The organism is Streptomyces sp. NPDC002888, from assembly GCF_042888465.1.
In the GTDB taxonomy this organism is placed as follows: Bacteria; Actinomycetota; Actinomycetes; order Streptomycetales; family Streptomycetaceae; genus Streptomyces.
On record NZ_JBIAPU010000005.1, the window covers coordinates 220,182 to 240,283 of the forward strand.

A 20,102-nucleotide genomic window follows, 5' to 3' on the forward strand; every position below is an offset into this window, starting at 1 on the left:
CGCTTCCCGGGGTTCACAGACGGGCCGGATAGCATCTGGCCTCGATGGACACCGAAGCACAGCCGACGGAGCGCGACCGCTCCTCCCGCTCCTCCGTTTCCGAGGCGATCTCGGACACAGGGGGACAGGAGGGACGGTCGCGTTTCTCGTTGGTGTCGCGGATCACCGACTGGCTTCCGGGCGGTCGGATCAGCCTGACCCTGCTCGTCTGCCTGCTGTTTTTGCTCTTCCTCAACACGTTCGTGGTGCAACCGTTCCAGATTCCGAGCGGATCCATGGAACAGGGATTGAGGATCGGGGACCGCGTTCTCGTAAATAAGTTGGCGTACCGTTTCGGGGCCGAGCCGCGGCGGGGCGACGTGATTGTGTTCGACGGCACTGGGTATTTCGGGGACGCCGACTACGTCAAGCGCGTTGTGGGTGTGGCGGGAGACCACGTGGTCTGCTGTGACAAGGAGGGGAGGATCCAGGTGAACGGCCGGTCGGTCGACGAGTCGAGGTTTCTGTACCCCGGCGACAGCCCGTCCACGGTGCCCTTCGACGTCGTCGTGCCGGACAGTGCCCTGTTCGTCCTCGGCGACCATCGCGGCGACTCCAGCGACTCCCGCGACCATCTGGGGTCGCCGGGCGGCGGCATGATCCCCGTCGGGGAAGTGATCGGGCGTGCCGACCTGGTCGCCTGGCCCTTGGGTCACCTCTCCTCCCTGCAACGGCCCGACGCCTACGCGCGCGTGCCCGCCGCGGAGGGCGCCCATGGGTAACCGCGGCAAACCACGCGGCGCGGGGGGCAGCGCCGCCGACAACCTTCTGCCCACCGGCTCCCGCCGGGCCGGCCCCGGCCCGTCCGCCGGTCGCAGCCGCGCCGAGCGGCGCAAGCTCCAGCGCAAGGTCAAGCGGCGCCGCAGGCGCGGCGCGGTCAAGGAGATACCCCTCCTCGTCGGCGTCGCGGTGCTCATAGCGCTCGTGCTGAAGACCTTCCTCGTCCAGGCGTTCGTGATCCCGTCGGGCTCCATGGAGCAGACGATCCAGATCGGTGACCGCGTCCTGGTCGACAAGTTCACCCCGTGGTTCGGCTCCAAGCCGCAGCGCGGGGACGTCGTCGTGTTCAAGGACCCCGGCGGCTGGCTGAAGGACGAGCAGACGACCACGAAGAAGAACGACCCGATCGTCGTCAAGCAGGTCAAGGAGGCGCTCACTTTCATCGGTCTGCTGCCGTCCGACGACGAGAAGGACCTCATCAAGCGGGTCGTCGGGGTCGGCGGGGACCGCGTGAAGTGCTGTGACACACAGGGGCGGGTCACCGTCAACGGCGTTCCGCTGGCCGAGGACTACCTGTATCCGGGGAACGCCCCGTCCGACATGCAGTTCGACATCACCGTCCCCCAGGGGCGGTTGTGGGTGATGGGCGACCACCGGGCCAACTCCGCGGACTCCCGTTCGCACCAGGACACCGACTACGGCGGCACGGTCTCCGAGGACGTGGTGGGGCGCGCCATGGTGATCGCCTGGCCCTTCAACCACATGACCAGCCTCGACGAACCCACGACGTACGCTTCCGTGTCCGACTCGGTGGCAGGGTCGACCGCTGCTCCCCGGCTGTCGCATAGGGTTGCCTCGGACGATTCGAACGGAACGATCCAGCTCCCGAGCCCTGCGGAACTCCCGCTCGTTATGGGAGTGGTGGGCCTGCGCCGCGTATGGGGCAGGCGGCGGCACAGAGTAAGGAGTTGGCGTGGGGGATGTGGCGGTTGGCGCACGGTCCGGACACGACGGCGAGGAGCACCGCGGAGGTCCCGTGGAAGCTGCCGTCCCGGCCGCGGACAGCGCCGTGACCTCCGGGAGTGACTCCGGAGCGACTGAGGGCGGCAGGGTGGAGGACGAGCAGATCCAGGGTGGTGGCGCGGGGCCGGGGACCCCGGGGCCCGGACCGAAGAAACCCCGCTCCTTCTGGAAGGAGCTGCCCATCCTGATCGGTATCGCGCTGGTGCTGGCGCTGCTGATCAAGACGTTCCTGGTGCAGGCGTTCTCGATCCCCTCGGACTCGATGCAGAACACCCTCCAGCAGGGTGACCGCGTCCTCGTCGACAAGCTGACCCCGTGGTTCGGCTCCGAGCCGGAGCGCGGCGAGGTCGTCGTCTTCCACGACCCCGACCAGTGGCTGGCGGGTGAGCCGACCCCCGACCCGAACGCCCTCCAGACGTTCCTCAGCTGGATCGGCCTGATGCCGTCCGCGGAGGAGAAGGACCTCATCAAGCGGGTCGTCGGCGTCGGCGGCGACACCGTCGAGTGCAAGGGCACCGGCCCGCTGAAGGTCAACGGCAAGGCGTTGAACGAGCCGTACGTCTACCCGGGCAACACCCCGTGCACCATGGACGACCAGGGCGGCCAGTTCAAGGTCAAGGTGCCCAAGGGCAAGATCTGGGTCATGGGCGACCACCGCCAGAACTCGCGCGACTCGCGCTACAACCAGTCGGACAAGAACCACGGCATGGTGCCCGTCGACGAGGTCGTCGGGCGCGCCATCGTCAAGGCCTGGCCGATCAACCGCTGGGGCACGCTGCCCGTCCCGGACACCTTCGACCAGGACGGCCTGAACGACCAGTCGTCGGCGGCCGCCACCCTCACCGTCGCCCCGCAGGGCCTCGCCCTCGCCGGCGTGGTGCCGGTGGCGCTGTGGCGGCGCAGGCGGCTCACCCTGGCCGAGCCGGTCCAGCGGGTCGAGAGCGCGGACCGCTGAGGGCACGGCACGAAGGAGCGCGCGTCCCGCCGCCTTTTCCCAAGGGTTGGTCGTGATCCAGGCCATGGGCTGACCAGGCGGCGTACCCCCGGGTAGGGTGCGGATCCATGAGTGGCGAGAGTGCGACACGTACGGCCCCGCGCAGCACCGGCGCGGGTGAGGGCCCAGTGGGCAGTCGGACCGGACAGAGGTTGTCCGGGCTGGCCGTCGCACTGGGCCTGGTGCTGTTCCTGGGCGGTTTCGGCTGGGGAGCGGTGGTCTATCGGCCGTACACCGTGCCGACCAGCTCCATGACGCCGACGATCGACGCGGGTGACCGCGTGCTGGCGCAGCGCGTGGACGGCGACGAGGTGCGCCGCGGTGACGTCGTCGTCTTCGAGGACGCCACGTGGGCCAACGCTCCCGTGGTCAAGCGTGTGGTCGCCGTCGGCGGGGACACGGTCTCCTGCTGCACCGACGGCAAGCTGACCGTCGACGGCAAGCAGATCGACGAACCGTATCTCGCGGCAGGCAGCCCTGCCGAGGACAAGAACATCCCGACCGTGAAGGTTCCCGAGGGGCGGCTCTTCCTCCTCGGTGACGAACGTCAGGGCTCCCTGGACTCCTCCGCCCACCTCACGGACGCGGCCAGTGGCACGGTGGCCGTGAAGGCCGTACGCGCCAGGGTGGACGCCGTCGTGTGGCCCATGAACGGCATGCTGAAGCGCCCCACGGGCTTCGAGGCACTCGGCACTCTCTCCTCGCCCGGTCCGCTCGGCACGATCGGCCTCGTGATCCTCGCCGGCGCCGTGCTGGTCCTCGGCGGTGGCGCATACGGCCCGATCGCCAAGCTGCTGGGCGGCCGGGGCCGTTCGCGCACGGAGCCCGCCGGTGTCCGCTGAGGCGACGGGCGCGGGTACGGAAGCGGGTGCGGACGCGCATACGGACGGGCACGAAGGCGGCCTGCGCAAGGTGGCCAGGGTCGTCCTCCTCGACCCCGACGACCGCATCCTCCTGCTGCACGGCCACGAGCCGGACGATCCGGCCGACGACTGGTGGTTCACGCCCGGTGGCGGCCTGGAGGGCGACGAGAGTCGTGAGGAGGCCGCGCTCAGGGAACTCGCGGAGGAGACCGGCATCACCGAGGTCGAGCTCGGCCCGGTGCTGTGGCGACGGATGTGCTCGTTCCCGTTCGCGGGCCGCCGCTGGGACCAGGACGAGTGGTACTACCTGGCCCGTACGACCCAGACGGCCACCCGGGCCGCGGCCCTCACCGAGCTGGAACGGCGCAGCGTCGCCGGAGCGCGCTGGTGGACGTGTCAGGAACTGAGCCGGGCACATGAGACGGTGTATCCGACCAGACTCGCCGAGCTGCTGCGCAGGCTGCTCGACGAAGGTCCCCCGGCCGGACCCGAGATCCTTGACACGGAAATCGTCTAGAGGCACACGGGACTGGCGCACAATGGTGGGATCGCACGGCTGAAGGGGAACATGCCATGAGCGCCGAGGACCTCGAGAAGTACGAGACCGAGATGGAGCTGAAGCTCTACCGGGAGTACCGCGATGTCGTCGGTCTGTTCAAATACGTGATCGAGACCGAGCGGCGTTTCTACCTGACCAACGACTACGAGATGCAGGTGCACTCGGTCCAGGGTGAGGTGTTCTTCGAGGTGTCCATGGCGGACGCCTGGGTGTGGGACATGTATCGGCCGGCCCGGTTCGTGAAGCAGGTACGCGTCCTCACGTTCAAGGACGTGAACATCGAGGAGCTCAACAAGAGCGACCTGGAGCTCCCGAGCGGGTGACGGGTGGCCCGAGTGGGTGACGGAGTTGTCCACAACCGCTGAGTTCTCCACCAAGATCCACTTCGTGGGGGCGGATGCGTGACGGTTGGCGCCGGAGGTGGTGCCGACATGAACGCACATCGGGCACGCAGTGCACTCGGCAGGTACGGCGAGACGCTGGCCGCGCGGCGGCTGGCCGAGGCCGGAATGACGGTCCTGGAGCGCAACTGGCGCTGCGGCAGGACCGGAGAGATCGACATCGTGGCGCGGGACGGCGACGTCCTGGTCGTCTGCGAGGTGAAGACCCGCAGGGCGGGGCCCTTCCAGCACCCCATGGCCGCGATCACGCCCACCAAGGCGGACCGTCTGCGGGGCCTCGCACAACGCTGGACCCAGGAACACGGCGGAGCCCCACCCGGCGGCGTCCGCATCGATCTCGTCGGCGTCCTCCTGCCCCAGCGCGGCGCACCCGTGGTCGAGCACGTGCGGGGGGTGGCCTGAGATGGGGTTCGCACGTACGTGCTCCGTGGCCCTGGTCGGCGTCGAGGGCGTCGTCGTCGAGGTCCAGGCCGACCTGGAGCCCGGGGTGGCGGCGTTCACGCTGGTGGGGTTGCCGGACAAGAGCCTGACGGAGAGCCGGGACCGGGTGCGGGCGGCGGTGGTGAACTCGGGCGGCGAGTGGCCGCAGAAGAAGCTCACGGTGGGCCTGAGCCCGGCATCGGTACCGAAGGCGGGCAGCGGCTTCGACCTTGCGGTCGCCTGCGCCGTGCTGGGCGCCGCCGAGCGGATCGACCCACGGGTGCTCGCCGACATCGTGATGATCGGAGAGCTGGGCCTGGACGGACGGGTGAGGCCCGTCAGGGGCATCCTCCCCGCGGTGCTCGCCGCGGCGGACGCCGGATACGAACAGGTGGTCGTACCGGAGTGCGCCGCCGCCGAGGCCTCGCTGGTGCCGGGGATCTCCGTGCTCGGCATCCGCAGCCTGCGCCAGTTGATCGCCGTCCTCACGGACGAGCCGGTGCCCGAGGAGGAACCGGAGGCGCCGGGACGGCCCGATCCGCTCCTTGCCGGACTGCGCGTGCCCGGCACGGGCGCGGCCACCGGCATGCACAGCACGGGTGCCGCCCAGCACGACCAGGGGCACGACCTCGCCGACGTCGTCGGCCAGATCTCGGCGCGCACCGCCGTCGAGGTGTCCGCTGCGGGCGGGCACCACCTGTTCCTGGAGGGCCCGCCCGGCGGGGGTGCACACTGAAGTAGACATAGGAGGGGCTTTGCTGCCCGAGCAACGATCCGGTCCGGTGGTGGCCAAGTACGAGGCGGGATGGGGAAAGCCGCAGGCGCAATCTGGACGCTTGCGAGCCGCGATCATGACGCGGCTGTCCCGTGACGCCGACGACAGCACAAGTATCGCAACTCAGGAAGAGGACGCACGGACGCTCTGCCGCCTGCGCGGGTGGGATGTCGTCCTCGTGACGTACGACGTAGGCGTGTCGGGGTCGATGCGCCCGGAGGAGCGTCCAGGCTTCAGCGTCATCCTCAATGACCTTCAGCACATCGACGTGGTGGTGGCCCGGAGCATCGACCGATTCTCGCGTCAGTCGAACCACTTCGCTGGGCTCGTTGAGACGCTCGACGCCGGAGGAACCACGCTCGCGGATGTTCAGGGTCAGGTGGACCTGACGAGCCCGTACGGGCGGTTCGTCACCACCATCATGGTTGCCTTCGCGCAGATGGAGCGCGAAGTCACTCAAAGCCGCATCCTGCGGTCACGTGCTGAGCTTCGGCGCGCTGGAAGGTGGCTTGGAGGCGCCGCTCCGTACGGATACCGGATCGTCCCCGACGGGATGGGAGGAAAGCGGCTGGAGGTCGACGAGGTGTCGGCCGAAGTGCTTCGGAACGTCATCCGGCGCGTCATCTCCGGCGTGACCCTTTCGCAGGAAGTTGGCCGACTGAACCACGAAGGCGTCCTCTGCCCGCTGGATTACCGCAAGTCGCTCCGCGGAGAGCTTCCTCCGCCGGCTCCCGGGTACGCAGAGTGGACGTATTCGCCGCTCCGTGACCTCCTCCGAAGTGACGTACTGCGGGGGATTCGCGTCGTCGGCAAGAGGAAGGACCGACGGGCCGTCAGGGACGAGTCTGGGGCGCCTGTGCGGGTGGGTACGGCGCTCGTGGACGACTCGACGTTCTTCGCCCTTCAGAAGGCGCTTGACGCCGCCTCAGTGGACCCGCGCCGCCCTCGTCGAAAGGCGACGCTTCTACTGCACGTCGCGTGGTGCCCGAAGTGTGACGAAACGCTGTACTACAACAGTCGGCAGTACGGGGATCAGCGACGCGACGTCTACTCATGTCCCGCAGTGAGGGACAAGCGCCTGCGTGAAAGCGGTGTGTGTCCCGGCGTCACAGTGACCGCGCGCCATCTCGAAGCTCACGTAGAGGAATGGCTCCTCACGAACCTGGGGCGTATCCCGTTTCGGGAGCACGTGCGCGTGGGTGGCGCCGGAGACAAGACAGCCGCAATCGAAGAGCTGAACGCCGACATCGAAGAACTAGCAGCTTCGCTTGTCGGACTCCGTGGCAGGGCCAAGGATGCCGTCATGGGACAGCTCGAATCTCGTCAGGAGGCGCTAGACGAGTTGCAAGCTGAGCCCATTGAACCTGAACGGTGGGAGTGGGTTCCGACCGGGCGCACCGTCGCGCAAGAGTGGAAGTCCGCAAAGGACGTCGCGGAGCGGCGCCTACTGCTGGTGTCGCTCGGGATCCGGGCAGAGATCCAGCCGGCCTACGGAAGCCGGCGGTGGGACCACGAGCGCGTCACCATCGGGCGGCATGAGGACGACCCCGCAACCGCGCGCCTCATGGAGATCCTCGACGAGGAGATGAGCGACTAACCGTCAGACACCGCGAGAGCCCCGCCGGGATGTCCGACGGGGCTCTCGTCATGTCTACGGCGCCTTGCTCCACGGGCCGGCTGGAGGCCGCTCAGGTAGCTTGGCGCCCGGCCGACGTAGATACCACTGCACAAACTCCCGGATGACGCGTCCCCGCGGACTGCGGCCCGTGGGATGCATGACTTTGGCCGCATGAAGGAGTGGCTCCCACTCGTCGTCAGGCATGCGCACGCGACGGGCCTTGTCGTACTCGTTCTCTTCGACGTCCATACGGGGACGGTAGCCGACTTGTGGCCACAAACTCAAGCGGCAAACGGGTTGCGCTTGTGGCCACAAACGGTCTAGCTTTGTGGCCACAAGGAAGCGCCGCAGAAACAGCGAACGCCCCGTAGTCCTGGCAGACCATCCCGGGGCGTTCGTCCTCTCAGAGGAGACACCAGTATGCACGCCGTCCCCGCCCCCTCCCTCGCCCTCGTCGTCGGCCCCACGAACACTCCCTCCGACATCGAGCACCTCCGTCACGTCGCCTTCAACATCACCTTCGAGCTGGGCGCCCCCGCCGTGTACGCCACCCACACCGACCACCGCGTGACGGACTTCGCCGCCGTGTACCTGACGGGCGACGTGACGTCACTGCGGGACGCGTCCACGCTCGTCCTCGTCGGCGAGGCTCTCGCGGCCGGTGTTCCCGTCCACGAGCCGCTGACGGACGACGAGTCGGTTACGTGTGACTGCGGCCTCGTCCACCACTACACGCGGCCCCACGTCGACGAGCGCGGGGAGGTGTGGTGTGCCGAGTGCAGCGGGGACTCCGCTTGTACGTGGTGCCTGGAGTGGAACGACGTAGAGGATTTGGAGATCGTCGAGAGCGGCGAAGCGTACGTCCCGCTCCACGCCGGGTGCCTCGACGGGATCCGCCGCGCGGAGTCGTCGGCCCGCCTCGTCGCCCTGGAGGCGTCGGCGTGAGCAACGAAGCCAAGGATCTCCGCGACCTCCTGAGTGTCGTCCTCGAAGCGCTCACCGTGCCCACCGGCCCCGACTCCGGCCGTCGCCTCGATGATCGTGCCCTGTGGGTGCGGGTGACGGTGAAAGGCGTCCTGGAAGAGGGACCCGAGGATGTCGCCTGGAACGCCGACTACCTCCGACGGAAATTGGCAGAGGAAGAAGCGAAGAGCGCCAAGTAACTGAACGTGACGAGGGCCGTCTTTCCGGGCAACCGGAGACGGCCCTCGTCACTGTCCGGGCGCCTCGTCGACGTCGGCCGACACCCTCCGCTCGGACAGCGACTTAACGGAACGTATTGGATCTCGGCCCCTTCGTCACCCTCCGTCTATCGTTGGGTCGTTCTAGGTGCCAAAGTGCCAAACTAACCCCCTAGTTCCAACTCTCCTTAACGCGTGTTAGAGAGACTTGAAAAGTGAGGTTAGTTTGGCACTTTGGACCAAACTGGCCCCGGAGGACGCCGAAAGCTCCCCTCGACGGGTAGGCGGGCGCGGACGAGGCGCGAGAAGGGGTCTGGGTGTCCGCCTGAGCGCCTTTCAGGCGCCGTGGGCATCAGGGGGCCGTCCGGGGCCTCACGGACCCTCAGAGGCGCACGTGGGTTTTCCTGGCTCCCCGAGTCAGGGTTACGCAGGGTGACTGACGCTCGGGCGCTCCTCGTCGTCGTCAAAGTGGTGTGCCGCCCAACCGAACATCTGGCCCCGTTTCCCCCATAACCCCTTTGTAAGCCGAACACGCGGCTTGCCGACGACAAGGGGATAGCTGTGAGGCACGAGGACGGTCTGAGGGTTCGACGCACCCGCCGCACGTATGAGGCCCTGGAGATGCAAGCGCTAGAGGGCGACATGGAAGCGTGCGGAGCGTACATCTCGTCAGGGCGTGGCTACTGGCGCGGCTTGTCGGGGCGTGACCCTCTGGCGGAGATCAGCGACGAGGAGTACGGGCTCCGGGAGTTCGAGGACTGGAACGACGCCGCACTTGACGAGGACGAGCGTCCGCAGCGTCGCCGGCCGTCGGGGCGTGAGGTCGACATCGTCCCGCCCGTGGTTGGCGAAGTGACGGTGAGAGTGGATCCGTCGATAGCAGCTGCTTATGCGGCGCGCCAGGTCGGTGCAGCGCCGGGGGCGTCGTGGGACGTCGACAATTCCGCCCGTGTGACGATCGTCGGAGACTTCAAGGTGTGGCAGGGAGCGTGCGCGCAGTGCTGCAACGCGTTTGAGCAGCGTCGCCCGCGGAGTCAGCGCCGACGGTGGCAGAAGCTGTGTAGTGAAGAGTGCCGCGAGCTGTGGAACCGGGGGCGCGCGCGGGACCGCATGAGGCGGGTTCGCGGGTCCGACGCTGCCTGAGGTTCGCTTTACATCTAGATCTGGAGAAGGGGTGTCGCACAGCCACACCTTCTCCTCGTCGCATCGCAGAGTCTCCGGCCCCGGAATAGCCGTTGAAGGCTCTTGCGCTGCGTGACGTTGACCTCTCCTCCGACGTCACGCCTGAAGGGCTCCCGTCCGTGTCCCGCAGGGAGCGCGTTGAGCACCGACCTCCCCCTCTGTGGGTCGCGCTGCTCCGCGCCGCCACTCCGCGGATGGGAGCCCTTTTTCATGCCCGACTTTCGAACGATATGACCGAACGCCAACGGACGGAGGACCGAATGAGCACGCTCGACGTGCCTAGCCGTGGGTCACGGCCGTGCCTGACCTGCGGCGAGTGGCTCCCGCACACGCTGGAGCACTTCCCTTTCGATGCCATGGGACGAGGCGGTACACGGCCCCACTGCATCCCGTGTTGGAACCGAAAGCGACGTGAGGCGTACGCACAGAACCCCGAGCCCACGCGCCAACGAATGAGGCAACGCCGTGCGGAACGTACGGCGCACTTCCGAAGGACCCTGAGCCCACGTGGACAGGGTCCTTCGTCATTTCCAGAGACAGAGGACTGATCATGACGACGACCAACATCGAGTTGGCTGCCGCACTCGCGACCGTGCCTGAGATCGAGCGCATGGAGAAGCTGCTCGACGACGCGAAGAAGCGCCTTCGCGACCACCCGCAGGGCACTTCTCCCGATGTCGCCCGTGACGAGGTCATCAACGCTGCCGTGGCCGGCTTCCAGGCTGACGGCACGTGGCCGACGGACATCGGCAAGCAAGCGGCGAAGGCGCACGCTGACGCTGCCGCGTGGGAGGCGGAGAGGCTGGCCAGGAAGCGCGCGGTCGACTCGACGGAGCTACTGGCCTACGACACCCGTCAGGCACTTGCCAGTGACGCACTGGAGCACCTCGGGACGAGGCTGGACGAGGTGCTGAGCGACGCCAGGACGGCCGCTGAGACCCTCGGGGACGTCCAGTCGGCGGACGCTGCCATCAAGGCCGGAGGCGCCGTCGTAGAGGCATGGGGCCGGCTTCAGGGGCTCGTCGGACACCTGGCCAACATCCGTGCGGCTCAGTGGGCGTTGCTGGACCCTGGGCCTCGTCCGCGATCCGCCGTGAGCGACCGCGACACCGACGAGCGTCGGAGCCTTCGCAAGTGGAGGCGCGAGGGGTACGGCGAAGTCCGCGGGCGCCTGGACGACGTCCCCACCTTCGTGCAGGACGCCACCCGATCCGGCGAGTACTCCGAGACGGTTCTCCTGTGGCTTACGGGCGTCGAAACGGCCTACGTCCCGACGTCGTTCGAGGATCTCCGCGATGACGCCAACGTGGGTGCGCTGATCGACGTCACCACTGGCGCTGACGGACCGATCGACCTTTCGCCGACGGTCCTCCCACCGCTGACGCCGAAGCCGGCGGAGGTCTACGCGCACTCCCGCACGCCGCACATGGATCACTCACAGCCGACACCGGCCCGTCCGACGCCGAACGCCACCGCACCGGACCGTGAGCGGTCCACGACTGACTACTTCTAGGAGCAACTATGGAACCCACTCAGACTCCAGAGCCGCCGCATCCCGCGGTGCTCGAACTTGCCCGACTCCGTGCCGGCCTGACGGTGGGGCTCACCGTCGAGCAGAGCGCCCGACTCCAGGGCAGCACCGACGAGGAGCTGACGGCCGACGCTCAGTCGTTCGCTGCGGAACTTGGCCTCGTCAGTCCGCCTGCGCCTCCTGCGCCCCGCTCCGGCGGGAACCGTGGCCCCGACGTCGGCAACGGCGCCGGGACTGTCAGCGGAGGCGCTGAGCGCTACCGACAGCGTCACGGCCTCGACGAGGACGGGCGACGACCTGAGCGACGACAGGACAACAGCGACGGGCGCAACCCGTTCCAGGAACGCACCTACACCATGAACGGGCGGTGACCTGTGTCCCTGAGTACCTTCAACGAGTACATCGACGCCGTCAAGGCCAGCGCGCGCGAACTTGACGGGCAGGAAGTGGCGGTCGGCCTCGTCGGCGGACAGACGTTGACGGGGACGCTGACATACGAGTCGACCCCCGGGGGCTACCCGGTTGTGGATCAGTGGCCAAACGTCCTGACGGTCACCGTCTCGACGAAGGTGCACACGGTCCGCCTGGACCACGTCAGCAGCATCGGTCAGGGCTGAACCGTACAGTTGACCGCATGACTGAACACGCCACGGAGTTGGCGGAGTTGCTGCGGACTCGCGGAGCGGCAGCAGCCCGTGCAAGGCTCCTCGTCGAGTTGGCTGCGGCGCCCGCCAGCACGGTGGAGACTCGGAATGACGGAGTGATGCACGCGTGCGGCACTGGGCCGTGCCTGGAGATCGTCGACGATGCGCCGGGAAGCTAGTAGCTGATCAAGGAAGTCATCAAAGACCCCCCGCGAAGATTCGCTGCGGGTCTTTTTTCGTAGGAGGCAGCATGCCATCCCGAGGAAGACCCGGGCCGAAGCCCAATCCCGCCGCACGGAACTCGCGCCACCGTGCCGACGAACGCTCCGTCCGCTACCTCCCGCCCGACGGGTGCACCGACGATCCACCCCCGCTCCCTCCAGGGCGGGAGTGGACGAAGGCGGAAGAGCACCACTGGAACGAACTGTGGTCCAGCCCTGCGGCTGACGCGTGGGAGGACAGCGCCTTTCCTGCCGTCGCTTCCCTCGTCGTCGCGACGTCAACGATCCTCAGCTCACCCCGCGTCAGTGCACAGCTCATTGGCGAACAGCGCGCGCTACTCAACGACTTGGGCCTGACGCCCTCAGCGATGGAGCGAATGCGCTGGATTGTGGGTGAGCCCCCGCAGGCTGTGAGGCCCGACTGATGGGGCGACGTGAGCAGCGCGCACAGCGCATGCGCGACGAGGCGCGGGGCGTGGACACCCGGACCGGTGAGATACCCGAGTACGCGTGTCCGCCCCGTCTCCTCGCGCCGGCCGTGGTCGAGGAGTGGCTCACGGTGGAGGAGCTGGACGCCCTGAGCGAGGCAGAGGCGATGATCCGTGCTCGTCGACGTTGGGTCGATGCTCGCGACGACTTCACCCGCGAGCAGACAAGCGACGATCACGGGCTTCGCGCTCGCGTCGCGCAGCTCTGCGGCCCCGTCAGCCGGCCCGTGTGGCGCGACGAGCTAGGCGAGCCCTGGCACGTGCGACAGCCGTGACAACGCTCTGACCTGCGGAGATACCAGGGGGGTGATCCCCTTCGGGCACCCTTCCGGACCGTACAGGTGCTCTCCGCCTCCCCGTAATTGCGGTGCAATTGGTCCGCGAGGGGCCGTCAGAGTGCCTTCCAGGCGCCCCCTGACGGCCCGTTGGAGTCCCTCGCGCACGGCGGACGAGGCGGATCGTGCGCAAAGAAGGATCAAGCGTCAGGCGAGAAAACCCGAGAAAGTGTGACGCTAACCGTTACACGCCGAAGAGCCCCGGAGGATTCATCCCCGGGGCTCTTCTCGTATCCACCCCACGGAGGAGTCATGGAATTCAGCAACAGATGTAAGCGCGCGGGGTGCCGGTTCGACCGGCGCACTCGACGCCGGCCCGACGGCTCTCAGGTCCGGGACCGAATGTGCAGTGCACAGTGCTCCGTGTGGCACACCCGAGCACACCGCGCGCTGAAAGAAAACGACGTCGACGAGGCCGCGGAATTGATGCGGCTGTCGGCTCTCCTCGACGCGCGTAAGAACCCCCGGGACCGCGTCCCGGGAATCTTCCAGGACGAGGCGGAGGCCGCCTGACGTCGACGAGCGACCCAACCTAACAGACCACTTTCCAGGCCCTTAGCGGACGCGCTAGGGGCCTTTTCTATGCCCCGGGAATCCCGATGACAACACCTGTTCCTGCGCGTTGCGCGCGCCCAACATGCCCGTTCTCGCCGTTGCCTGCGTTGACGGAAGCTGACGCCCTGGAGGTCTCTGCGTTTTGTAGTGAAGCCTGCCGGGAATGGACGATCGAGGTTGCGATAATCGCCCGTTGCGAGGAGTCGCCGGCGATAGAACGCCAAGCGCACCGACTTCACCTAATCGGCGAACTTCTCGGCCTGCGCGACCACCCCGATGACGTCACCTTCTGCACGGCTCCTACGGAGCCGCTGGGGGTGAAGCATGGCCGGTGACCTGGACATCGTCGGGACAGCGGCGGTCGACATCGTCCCGATTGCCCCGACGTTCCACGCGAAGCTACAGGCGATTGCCCTCCCTGCGGCGGATCGTGTGGGAGAGGAAGCGGGACGACGTTTCGGTGAGGCAATGTCTCGCCATATCGTCCCGGTTATTCCGCGAGCCATCACAACGGGCGGCAACGCCGCGAGAACGGCGTCAACGCGTGCTGGCGACGACAACGCGGGCGCCTTTGGCCGCGCCTTCAAAAGCCGCCTGGAAGTCGCTTTCCGGTCCCTGCCTCGTCCCGACGTTCGTCTCAGTACAACGGGGTTCGACAGTGACCTAGCGCGCGTTCGAGCACGCATGCAGACGCTCAGCGGAAAGCGAATAGGCGTTGACATCGACGCCGAAACCGCTTTTGCGGAGCTGGAAGCTATCGACGCCAAGTTGGCGGAACTCGGCTCCCGTAGTCCGAATATCCAGGTGCGCTCAGACATTGCGACCGCGCGGGCCGAACTCGCGGAGATGCAGCGCCTCATAAACGACGTCGACCGTGACGACGTCAAGGTGAAGGTACGTGCCGACACGGGGCAGGCTAACGCGGCCCTCATGCAACTTGCCGTGTCGCTGGGTGCCGTGGCTGCACTACCCGTCATCCCGATCGCTGCCGCCGGTATCGGCGCCATAGCCTCCGCAGCCGTGGCGGCCGGCGCTGGAGTAGGCGCCCTGGCGCTCGCAGCCATTCCCGCGATCAAGGGCGTGACGAGCGCTATCCAGGCGAAGTCTGCGGCGGAGAAGGAGTCGGCGAACGCCACCGACAACTCAGCAGCCGCCAACAAGCGCGCGTCACAGAGCGCCCTACAGATGGCCTCCGCACAAGCCTCCCTGCGCAGCGCCCACCGTCAGGCTGCACAGCAGATAGAGCAGGCCAACCGCCAGGTTGAGAACGCTGAGCGTGCTCTCGGCCAGGCTGCGGCCCGTGCCATGGAGCAGCGCCGTCAGGCAGCAGAGTCCGTCGAGCGCGCGGAGCGTTCCCTCTCCGATGCCAAGCGCCAGGCGCGCGACGCTGAGGAGTCCCTGACGCAGGCGCGTAGGGACGCCACGCAGCAACTCGCCGATCTGAACGACAAGCTGACGCAAGGCAAGCTGGACGAGCGGGAGGCAACCCTCCGCGTCCAGGAGGCGGAGCAGGAACTCAACCGCGTCCGGGAGGCTAACGCCGCCGGCACGGCGACTGACCTCCAGCTCGAACGCGCGCAACTCGCTTACGACCAGGCGACGGAGGCTGCGAAGCAACAGAAGAAGGACTACTCACAGCTCCAGAAGGACGCCGACGCCGCAACGAAGGCAGGCGTCGACGGCAACGCCGACGTCAAGCGCGCCACGGAGCAGCTCTCCGACGCTCAGCGCAACGTGCAGGATCAGACGGAGGCCCTGGCCGACGCGCACCGCGAGGCAGCGAAGGCTCAGGTAGACGCTGCTCAGACTGTTGCCGACGCACAGCGGGCCGTGTCCGACGCAGTGCAGAACGCGGCCGACACTCAGGTTCAGGCAGCAGAGCAGATAGCGTCCGCGGAACGTGGCGTCGAGGCCGCGCGCCTGTCGTCGGTCAACACCACCGCGCAGGCCGTCAGCAAGTCGGACGAGTACCGGAAGGCTCTCGACAAGCTGACGCCGTCCCAACGCGCCCTCTACGACTCCATAGCCGGTCCGAAGGGGCTGAAGTCCGCATTCGACGCGTGGCAGACGTCGGTACAGCCTGACGTCCTCCCGCTTTTCACGCGTGCCGTCGACGGAGTGAAGAACGCCCTCCCGGGACTGACCCCGCTCGTCAAGAACGCCGCTGACGGCGTGAGCGAACTCCAGGACGCTGCGTCAGAGGAACTGAAGTCGCCGTTCTGGCAGCAGTTCAAAAGGGGAATCCAGGAGAGCGCAGAGCCCGCAATCGTGGGCTTCGGTAAGTCATTCGGGAACATCCTGAAGGGCTCAGCCGGCGTAATCTCTGCCTTCCTGTCGCACATCGATTCCATTGCTCAGCATATGATCGATGCTACGGGGACGTTTGCAGACTGGGGCTCGAACCTGAAGGGCTCCCCAGCGTTCGAGGGATTCCTAGACTACGTCAAGGAGCGCGGACCGCTAGTCGCTGAGACGCTCGGCAAGATAGGCGGGGCGTTCCTCGACGTAGCCACTGCACTGGAGCCTTTCGCAGGCGTCATCCTCGAACTCCTCGGGAACGCTGCTGAGATCATCGGTTGGGTAGCGGAAAACGCTCCGTGGGCAATCCAGCTCCTCTATGGACTTTGGATCGCGACGCGGCTAGTCAACCTGGCAATGGCGAGCAACCCGATCGGCCTCGTAGTCCTAGCGCTCGTTGCGCTGGCCGTGGCCCTGAAGTACGCATGGGATCACAGCGAGACGTTCCGTGACATCGTCAAGGGGACGTGGGACGTAGTCTCAACATCGGTGTCATGGGCCTGGACCACGATTATCCAACCCATGCTGATAGCCCTCTGGGAAGGGCTGAAGTGGGTCGGGGACAAGTTTTCGTGGCTCTACGTTCATGCCGTGAAGCCGTCGTTCGACTGGATTTCTGAAAAGGCTACGTGGCTGTGGGAGAACGCTCTCGGACCTGCGCTCATCAACGTGTGGGACGGCCTGAAGTGGGTCGGGGATAAGTTCAAGTGGCTGTACGACCACGGCGTTAAGGAGCCGTTCGAAGATATATCCGACATGGCGACGTGGCTGTACGACGTGGCGCTGAAGCCGGCGTTCGACAACATCAGGACGGCTGTCGGCCTCGTCGGCGATGCCTTCGAGGACGCGCGAAAAGCCATCAAAGTGGCCTGGGATCAGGTCGCCGGAATCGCCGCGCGCCCTGTGAACTTCTTGATTGAATGGGCGTACACGAAGGGAATCAAGGCGCTCTGGGATCACGTCGCTGACTTCGTCGGTCTGGACCCACTTCCGAACGCGCCTAAGCTCCTCGAAGCGCCGGAGAAGTTCGCCAACGGCGGACGGACGCACGGGGGGATTCCCGGCAAGGACTCCATCCCGATCCTCGCCATGGCCGACGAGTTCATAATTCGGCGTGACAGCGCGCGGAAGATCGGATTCGACAACCTCGCCTATATGAACGCGACGGGAGAGCTTCCCCGCTTCAAGGATGGAGGCATCGTCGGCGCCCTGAGCGACGCGTGGGACTGGACGAAGGACACCATCGGCGGAGCCGTCTCCCAGGGCGTCGACTGGGCGAAGACCGGCGCGGATCTGCTCGCCCACCCGTCGAAGGTGTGGGCCAGGCTGATGAAGCCCATCCTCGACAGTGTCCGGGAGCGTCTCAACGTCGGCGGACTGGGCGCGACGCTCGCAAAGTTCCCGGCGAAGATGGCCTCTGGCCTGCTAGACAAGATCGTCGGAGCCGTGACGCCTTCCGGAGGCGGAGGCAGCAACATCGGGAGCGGCAACGGCGGTTCCGGCGTGGCCAGGTGGCGGCCGACGGTCCTCCAGGCGCTGAGCATGACTGGCAACCCGGCCTCGTATGCGGACCTGACGCTACGACGGATGAATCAGGAGTCCGGCGGCAACCCCACGATCGTCAACAAGTGGGACAGCAACTGGACCGCGGGTCACCCCTCCGTCGGCCTCATGCAGGTCATCGGCCCGACGTTCCGGGCCTACGCCGGCAAGATGCGGAACGTCGGACCGTTCTCCTACGGCGTCTCGACGAACCCCCTGGCCAACATCTACGCATCCATGCGCTACGCCATGTCGGCGTACGGTTCGCTGCCGACCGCCTACAACCGCCCTGGCGGATACGCGAAGGGCGGGCGGGTGGTCCCCAACCTGTACGACGACGGCGGGTATCTCCCGCCCGGCCTCTCCCTCGTCGCCAATGGCACTGGCAGTCCAGAGCCGGTGATGACGTCGCAGCAGTTCGCAGATATGCGTGCAGCCAAGAGTGGCGGGACGCCGAACATCACCGTCCACAGTCACACCTACCTCGGCACGCACGAGATCACCGACATCGTGGACCGACGCGTCGAGATCTTCGCCGACGAGTCCGCTACGGCCCTCAGCAACGGCCGCAGGATCTGACGCACACCACCACGCACACACCCGGGCCGTCGCCGACATGGTGACGGCCATAGCTACGTCCCGCGGGTCGACAGGATCCGCGGGGCTTTCGACTGAGAGGACCGACATGGACTACACGAAGAGCGCCAAGAGCCAGACGAACCACGGGTGCGGGAACTGCGGCGCTGCTCTTGAGCAGACTCCCGGCGCCGGTCGTGTACGGCTGTACTGCGACGGCGAGTGCGGGAAGGCGTACCGGCGCCGCATGCGTGCGCTGGGATTCCCTGTCTGACGTCAGCCTGTAACGGGCCGTCCCTCGTCCCACAGTGCCTCAACGTGACTGGAGAACCGGTCGTAAAGGCCATCGTCCCCGAGGCGGCGCAGGTGGAGCATGGGCGATTCGTGCCCCAGCAAGCTGGAGAGGTGCGGCGTCACGAGCATCTCGTCATCGAACGTGAAGACGGAGAGTGCGATGTGACCGTCAGAGAACCGCGCTTCGACTCCGCTACCTTCAATCTTGCTCAGGGCGTCGAGCGTGATCCTGATACGGGTCCCGACGGTGAGCGGAACCCCTTCGATCTCCTCCCGTCGACGGGTGATCTCCGACTCCGGGTCGCCGACGAGGAAACGCACGACGCAGCCGGCCGACGCCTTCGCAGAGAGCCGTTGGGCTAGGCGCGGATGTTCCTGCCAGATGAAGTAGTTCGTGTACCCAGCGAAAGTGATCGACCTTGACGCACCGTCGATGAGACGCGCCCACACTGACGTAGAGCACGCGTTGCGGTAGGGGTACGCGGCGATGATCTCCCGATCGGCCCCCGTCTTCACGGTGCTACGGATTGCCCTAGGCCACAGCACGTCTGTACTCACTCCCAACGCCTTCGCGACGTCTTCCCGCGTTCGGGGGTGCGGAACGCGGGTCGGATCGGCTAGCCATCGTTCGACCGTCTTGCTGGTCACACCGACTGTACGGGCGAGACGACTGCGCGAAGTCTGCGCCTCGTCCATAGCGCGCTGTAGATCCGAATTCAAGGCTTCCCCCGAGGACGTTTGGGCCTCTTAGGACGATATCGCGCGTCCGGCCTAGGTGTCCGCAAGTCGGCCGTTCAAACGTCTCCTGTGGCGGGTGAGCATCTCCGAGTCATGGAGACGTGTCGTACGTCCGAAGCTGAGAGGGAGGTGCAGGAATGGCGTTACACGGAGTCCAGGAGGCAGCAGTAGTGCTTCCTGATCCGGGACTGAGTGACCCGGCACCCACGCCGGGGTGCGGTGTGTGCGCGGCCCTCTATCGGCAGGGCACGGACGCCAGGAACCCGAAGAGTCCGAACTATGACCTCTCGAAGGCGTCGGACTACTTCGTCGAGTTGCGGCGCCATCACAGCAACCCGGAGGGCATGAAGTGAAGCCGGTAGAGATCCACACCCAGGTGAGCACGACCGAGGAACTGGAAGCCATTCCGCTGACGCGCTGGGTGGCCTGCGAGGGCTGCACTGATCGGCAGGGGCCGGACGACAGGGACCCGGTGAAGTGGGCCAGGGAGCACACCGAACGCACCCCCTGGCACACGAAGTTCCAGGCCGTCACGATCACCAACTTCTCCGTCCCGCCGGCGTCGCACCTGTTCCGGTCGGCCGCCGCGAAGCAGCCGGAGGATGAGCCGGAGGCGGTCACGTCATGAGCGACGAGGGTGACGCCATCTGCGGCGCCACGACGCCGCTTCCGTCGGAATTCATCGAGACGGAACTCCGCGTCACCAAGGCTGACTGGTCGGGCGTCACGGTGACGTGTAACGAGGAGCCCCACTCAGACGACAGGCATGCCGGGGCGCTGATGCGCGACGGCGAGTATCACGGCGTCCACTACTGGACGTCGACCCCCAGGCCCGCGAGCTAGCTGCCTGTGCAGCCGGCCCGCGGAGGGCGCGGCGGGGGCGGTTGGGTCGAGCCGTTTGAGGTCGGCACGCTCCCCAGCCCCCGCCAGCGTCCTGAACTCTCGTCCCCTCTTCGCGCCTTTCGGGGGACGAGCACCCGCCCAATGGCGGCACCTCGCCAGGTGCTTGGGCGGTGTGAAGTCCTCGTCCTCATTCGGCTCCCCACACCGGGGACGAGGTAGCCCGCCCGACGGCAGCGTCCAACCGTGTGGACGTTGGGAGGCG

The 20,102-nt window shown here is 66.9% G+C and carries 21 protein-coding genes and 1 pseudogene; 21 read left to right on the forward strand and 1 reads right to left on the reverse strand.

Annotated features, from left to right (window positions below):
- Positions 1-44: 44 nt before the first annotated feature.
- The 18 genes and pseudogenes from lepB (ACFYWX_RS10605) to ACFYWX_RS10690 all read left to right on the forward strand — a co-directional run bounded on the left by lepB (ACFYWX_RS10605) (position 45) and on the right by ACFYWX_RS10690 (position 17,968).
- Positions 45-761, forward strand: coding sequence for a signal peptidase I (lepB, locus tag ACFYWX_RS10605; RefSeq protein ID WP_389423589.1), 717 nt, complete (start codon positions 45-47; stop codon positions 759-761).
- On the forward strand, positions 754-1,845 hold the full coding sequence (lepB, locus tag ACFYWX_RS10610) for a signal peptidase I (RefSeq protein WP_389423590.1): 1,092 nt from the start codon (positions 754-756) through the stop codon (positions 1,843-1,845). The genes lepB (ACFYWX_RS10605) and lepB (ACFYWX_RS10610) overlap by 8 nt, the downstream gene beginning before the upstream one ends.
- The gene (lepB, locus tag ACFYWX_RS10615; protein ID WP_389423591.1) at positions 1,733-2,737 is read left to right on the forward strand and encodes a signal peptidase I; all 1,005 of its coding nucleotides are present in this window, start codon (positions 1,733-1,735) and stop codon (positions 2,735-2,737) included. The genes lepB (ACFYWX_RS10610) and lepB (ACFYWX_RS10615) overlap by 113 nt, the downstream gene beginning before the upstream one ends.
- Before the next feature lie 107 nt (positions 2,738-2,844).
- The gene (gene lepB / locus ACFYWX_RS10620) at positions 2,845-3,618 is read left to right on the forward strand and encodes a signal peptidase I (RefSeq protein WP_389423592.1); all 774 of its coding nucleotides are present in this window, start codon (positions 2,845-2,847) and stop codon (positions 3,616-3,618) included.
- Positions 3,608-4,156, forward strand: a complete 549-nt coding sequence (locus tag ACFYWX_RS10625) for an NUDIX hydrolase (protein ID WP_389423593.1) — start codon at positions 3,608-3,610, stop codon at positions 4,154-4,156. The genes lepB (ACFYWX_RS10620) and ACFYWX_RS10625 overlap by 11 nt, the downstream gene beginning before the upstream one ends.
- A 56-nt stretch (positions 4,157-4,212) precedes the next feature.
- Entirely contained in the window at positions 4,213-4,521 is a 309-nt protein-coding gene (locus tag ACFYWX_RS10630; protein ID WP_003993268.1) for a DUF2469 domain-containing protein, read from the forward strand.
- 78 nt (positions 4,522-4,599) lie between these two features.
- Entirely contained in the window at positions 4,600-5,001 is a 402-nt protein-coding gene (locus ACFYWX_RS10635) for a YraN family protein (protein ID WP_389423594.1), read from the forward strand.
- 1 nt (position 5,002) lies between these two features.
- Positions 5,003-5,746 (forward strand): annotated as a pseudogene (locus ACFYWX_RS10640) (magnesium chelatase domain-containing protein); the annotation flags it as partial.
- A 58-nt stretch (positions 5,747-5,804) separates the two neighbouring features.
- On the forward strand, positions 5,805-7,391 hold the full coding sequence (locus ACFYWX_RS10645) for a recombinase family protein (RefSeq protein ID WP_389423595.1): 1,587 nt from the start codon (positions 5,805-5,807) through the stop codon (positions 7,389-7,391).
- Positions 7,392-7,832: 441 nt separating this feature from the next.
- A complete protein-coding gene (locus ACFYWX_RS10650) occupies positions 7,833-8,357 on the forward strand; it encodes a hypothetical protein (RefSeq protein ID WP_389423596.1) in 525 nt (174 codons plus the stop codon).
- Positions 8,354-8,575, forward strand: coding sequence for a hypothetical protein (locus ACFYWX_RS10655; protein WP_389423597.1), 222 nt, complete (start codon positions 8,354-8,356; stop codon positions 8,573-8,575). The genes ACFYWX_RS10650 and ACFYWX_RS10655 overlap by 4 nt, the downstream gene beginning before the upstream one ends.
- Positions 8,576-9,154: 579 nt before the next feature.
- Positions 9,155-9,736 (forward strand): hypothetical protein, encoded by a 582-nt coding sequence (locus tag ACFYWX_RS10660; protein WP_389423598.1) that lies wholly within the window; start codon positions 9,155-9,157, stop codon positions 9,734-9,736.
- A 589-nt stretch (positions 9,737-10,325) separates the two neighbouring features.
- On the forward strand, positions 10,326-11,288 hold the full coding sequence (locus tag ACFYWX_RS10665) for a hypothetical protein (protein ID WP_389423599.1): 963 nt from the start codon (positions 10,326-10,328) through the stop codon (positions 11,286-11,288).
- An 8-nt stretch (positions 11,289-11,296) separates the two neighbouring features.
- Complete coding sequence (locus ACFYWX_RS10670) at positions 11,297-11,677, forward strand: hypothetical protein (RefSeq protein WP_389423600.1); 381 nt, start codon at positions 11,297-11,299, stop codon at positions 11,675-11,677.
- A gap of 3 nt (positions 11,678-11,680) precedes the next feature.
- Positions 11,681-11,923, forward strand: coding sequence for a hypothetical protein (locus ACFYWX_RS10675; protein ID WP_389423601.1), 243 nt, complete (start codon positions 11,681-11,683; stop codon positions 11,921-11,923).
- A 672-nt stretch (positions 11,924-12,595) separates the two neighbouring features.
- Positions 12,596-12,934: a hypothetical protein gene (locus ACFYWX_RS10680; RefSeq protein WP_389423602.1), complete on the forward strand. Its 339-nt coding sequence runs from the start codon at positions 12,596-12,598 to the stop codon at positions 12,932-12,934.
- A gap of 423 nt (positions 12,935-13,357) precedes the next feature.
- Positions 13,358-13,507 carry a hypothetical protein gene (locus ACFYWX_RS10685; protein ID WP_389423603.1) on the forward strand — a complete coding sequence of 50 codons (150 nt, stop codon included), beginning with the start codon at positions 13,358-13,360 and terminating at the stop codon, positions 13,505-13,507.
- A gap of 366 nt (positions 13,508-13,873) precedes the next feature.
- The gene (locus ACFYWX_RS10690) at positions 13,874-17,968 is read left to right on the forward strand and encodes a transglycosylase SLT domain-containing protein (RefSeq protein WP_389423604.1); all 4,095 of its coding nucleotides are present in this window, start codon (positions 13,874-13,876) and stop codon (positions 17,966-17,968) included.
- Between the two features lie 273 nt (positions 17,969-18,241).
- Here ACFYWX_RS10690 and ACFYWX_RS10695 read toward each other — a convergent pair whose 3' ends face one another.
- Positions 18,242-18,907: a hypothetical protein gene (locus ACFYWX_RS10695; RefSeq protein ID WP_389423605.1), complete on the reverse strand. Its 666-nt coding sequence runs from the start codon at positions 18,905-18,907 to the stop codon at positions 18,242-18,244.
- Positions 18,908-19,134: 227 nt separating this feature from the next.
- On the opposite strand from ACFYWX_RS10695, the gene ACFYWX_RS10700 reads away from it, so the two are divergent.
- From ACFYWX_RS10700 to ACFYWX_RS10710, 3 genes are read left to right on the forward strand one after another with little or no spacing between them, the layout of a single operon-like run.
- The gene (locus tag ACFYWX_RS10700; RefSeq protein WP_389423606.1) at positions 19,135-19,350 is read left to right on the forward strand and encodes a hypothetical protein; all 216 of its coding nucleotides are present in this window, start codon (positions 19,135-19,137) and stop codon (positions 19,348-19,350) included.
- Positions 19,351-19,373: 23 nt separating this feature from the next.
- A complete protein-coding gene (locus ACFYWX_RS10705; protein ID WP_389423607.1) occupies positions 19,374-19,625 on the forward strand; it encodes a hypothetical protein in 252 nt (83 codons plus the stop codon).
- Positions 19,622-19,840: a hypothetical protein gene (locus tag ACFYWX_RS10710; protein WP_389423608.1), complete on the forward strand. Its 219-nt coding sequence runs from the start codon at positions 19,622-19,624 to the stop codon at positions 19,838-19,840. Before ACFYWX_RS10705 ends, ACFYWX_RS10710 begins: the two co-directional genes overlap by 4 nt.
- Positions 19,841-20,102: the final 262 nt, after the last annotated feature.

Coding starts and splice junctions, on each gene's coding strand:
- lepB (WP_389423589.1), top strand. CDS start 45: ATGGACACCGAAGCACAGCCGACGGAGCGCGACCGCTCCTCCCGCTCC.
- lepB (WP_389423590.1), top strand. CDS start 754: ATGGGTAACCGCGGCAAACCACGCGGCGCGGGGGGCAGCGCCGCCGAC.
- lepB (WP_389423592.1), top strand. CDS start 2,845: ATGAGTGGCGAGAGTGCGACACGTACGGCCCCGCGCAGCACCGGCGCG.
- ACFYWX_RS10630 (WP_003993268.1), top strand. CDS start 4,213: ATGAGCGCCGAGGACCTCGAGAAGTACGAGACCGAGATGGAGCTGAAG.
- ACFYWX_RS10650 (WP_389423596.1), top strand. CDS start 7,833: ATGCACGCCGTCCCCGCCCCCTCCCTCGCCCTCGTCGTCGGCCCCACG.
- ACFYWX_RS10665 (WP_389423599.1), top strand. CDS start 10,326: ATGACGACGACCAACATCGAGTTGGCTGCCGCACTCGCGACCGTGCCT.
- ACFYWX_RS10670 (WP_389423600.1), top strand. CDS start 11,297: ATGGAACCCACTCAGACTCCAGAGCCGCCGCATCCCGCGGTGCTCGAA.
- ACFYWX_RS10680 (WP_389423602.1), top strand. CDS start 12,596: ATGGGGCGACGTGAGCAGCGCGCACAGCGCATGCGCGACGAGGCGCGG.
- ACFYWX_RS10690 (WP_389423604.1), top strand. CDS start 13,874: ATGGCCGGTGACCTGGACATCGTCGGGACAGCGGCGGTCGACATCGTC.
- ACFYWX_RS10700 (WP_389423606.1), top strand. CDS start 19,135: ATGGCGTTACACGGAGTCCAGGAGGCAGCAGTAGTGCTTCCTGATCCG.
- ACFYWX_RS10710 (WP_389423608.1), top strand. CDS start 19,622: ATGAGCGACGAGGGTGACGCCATCTGCGGCGCCACGACGCCGCTTCCG.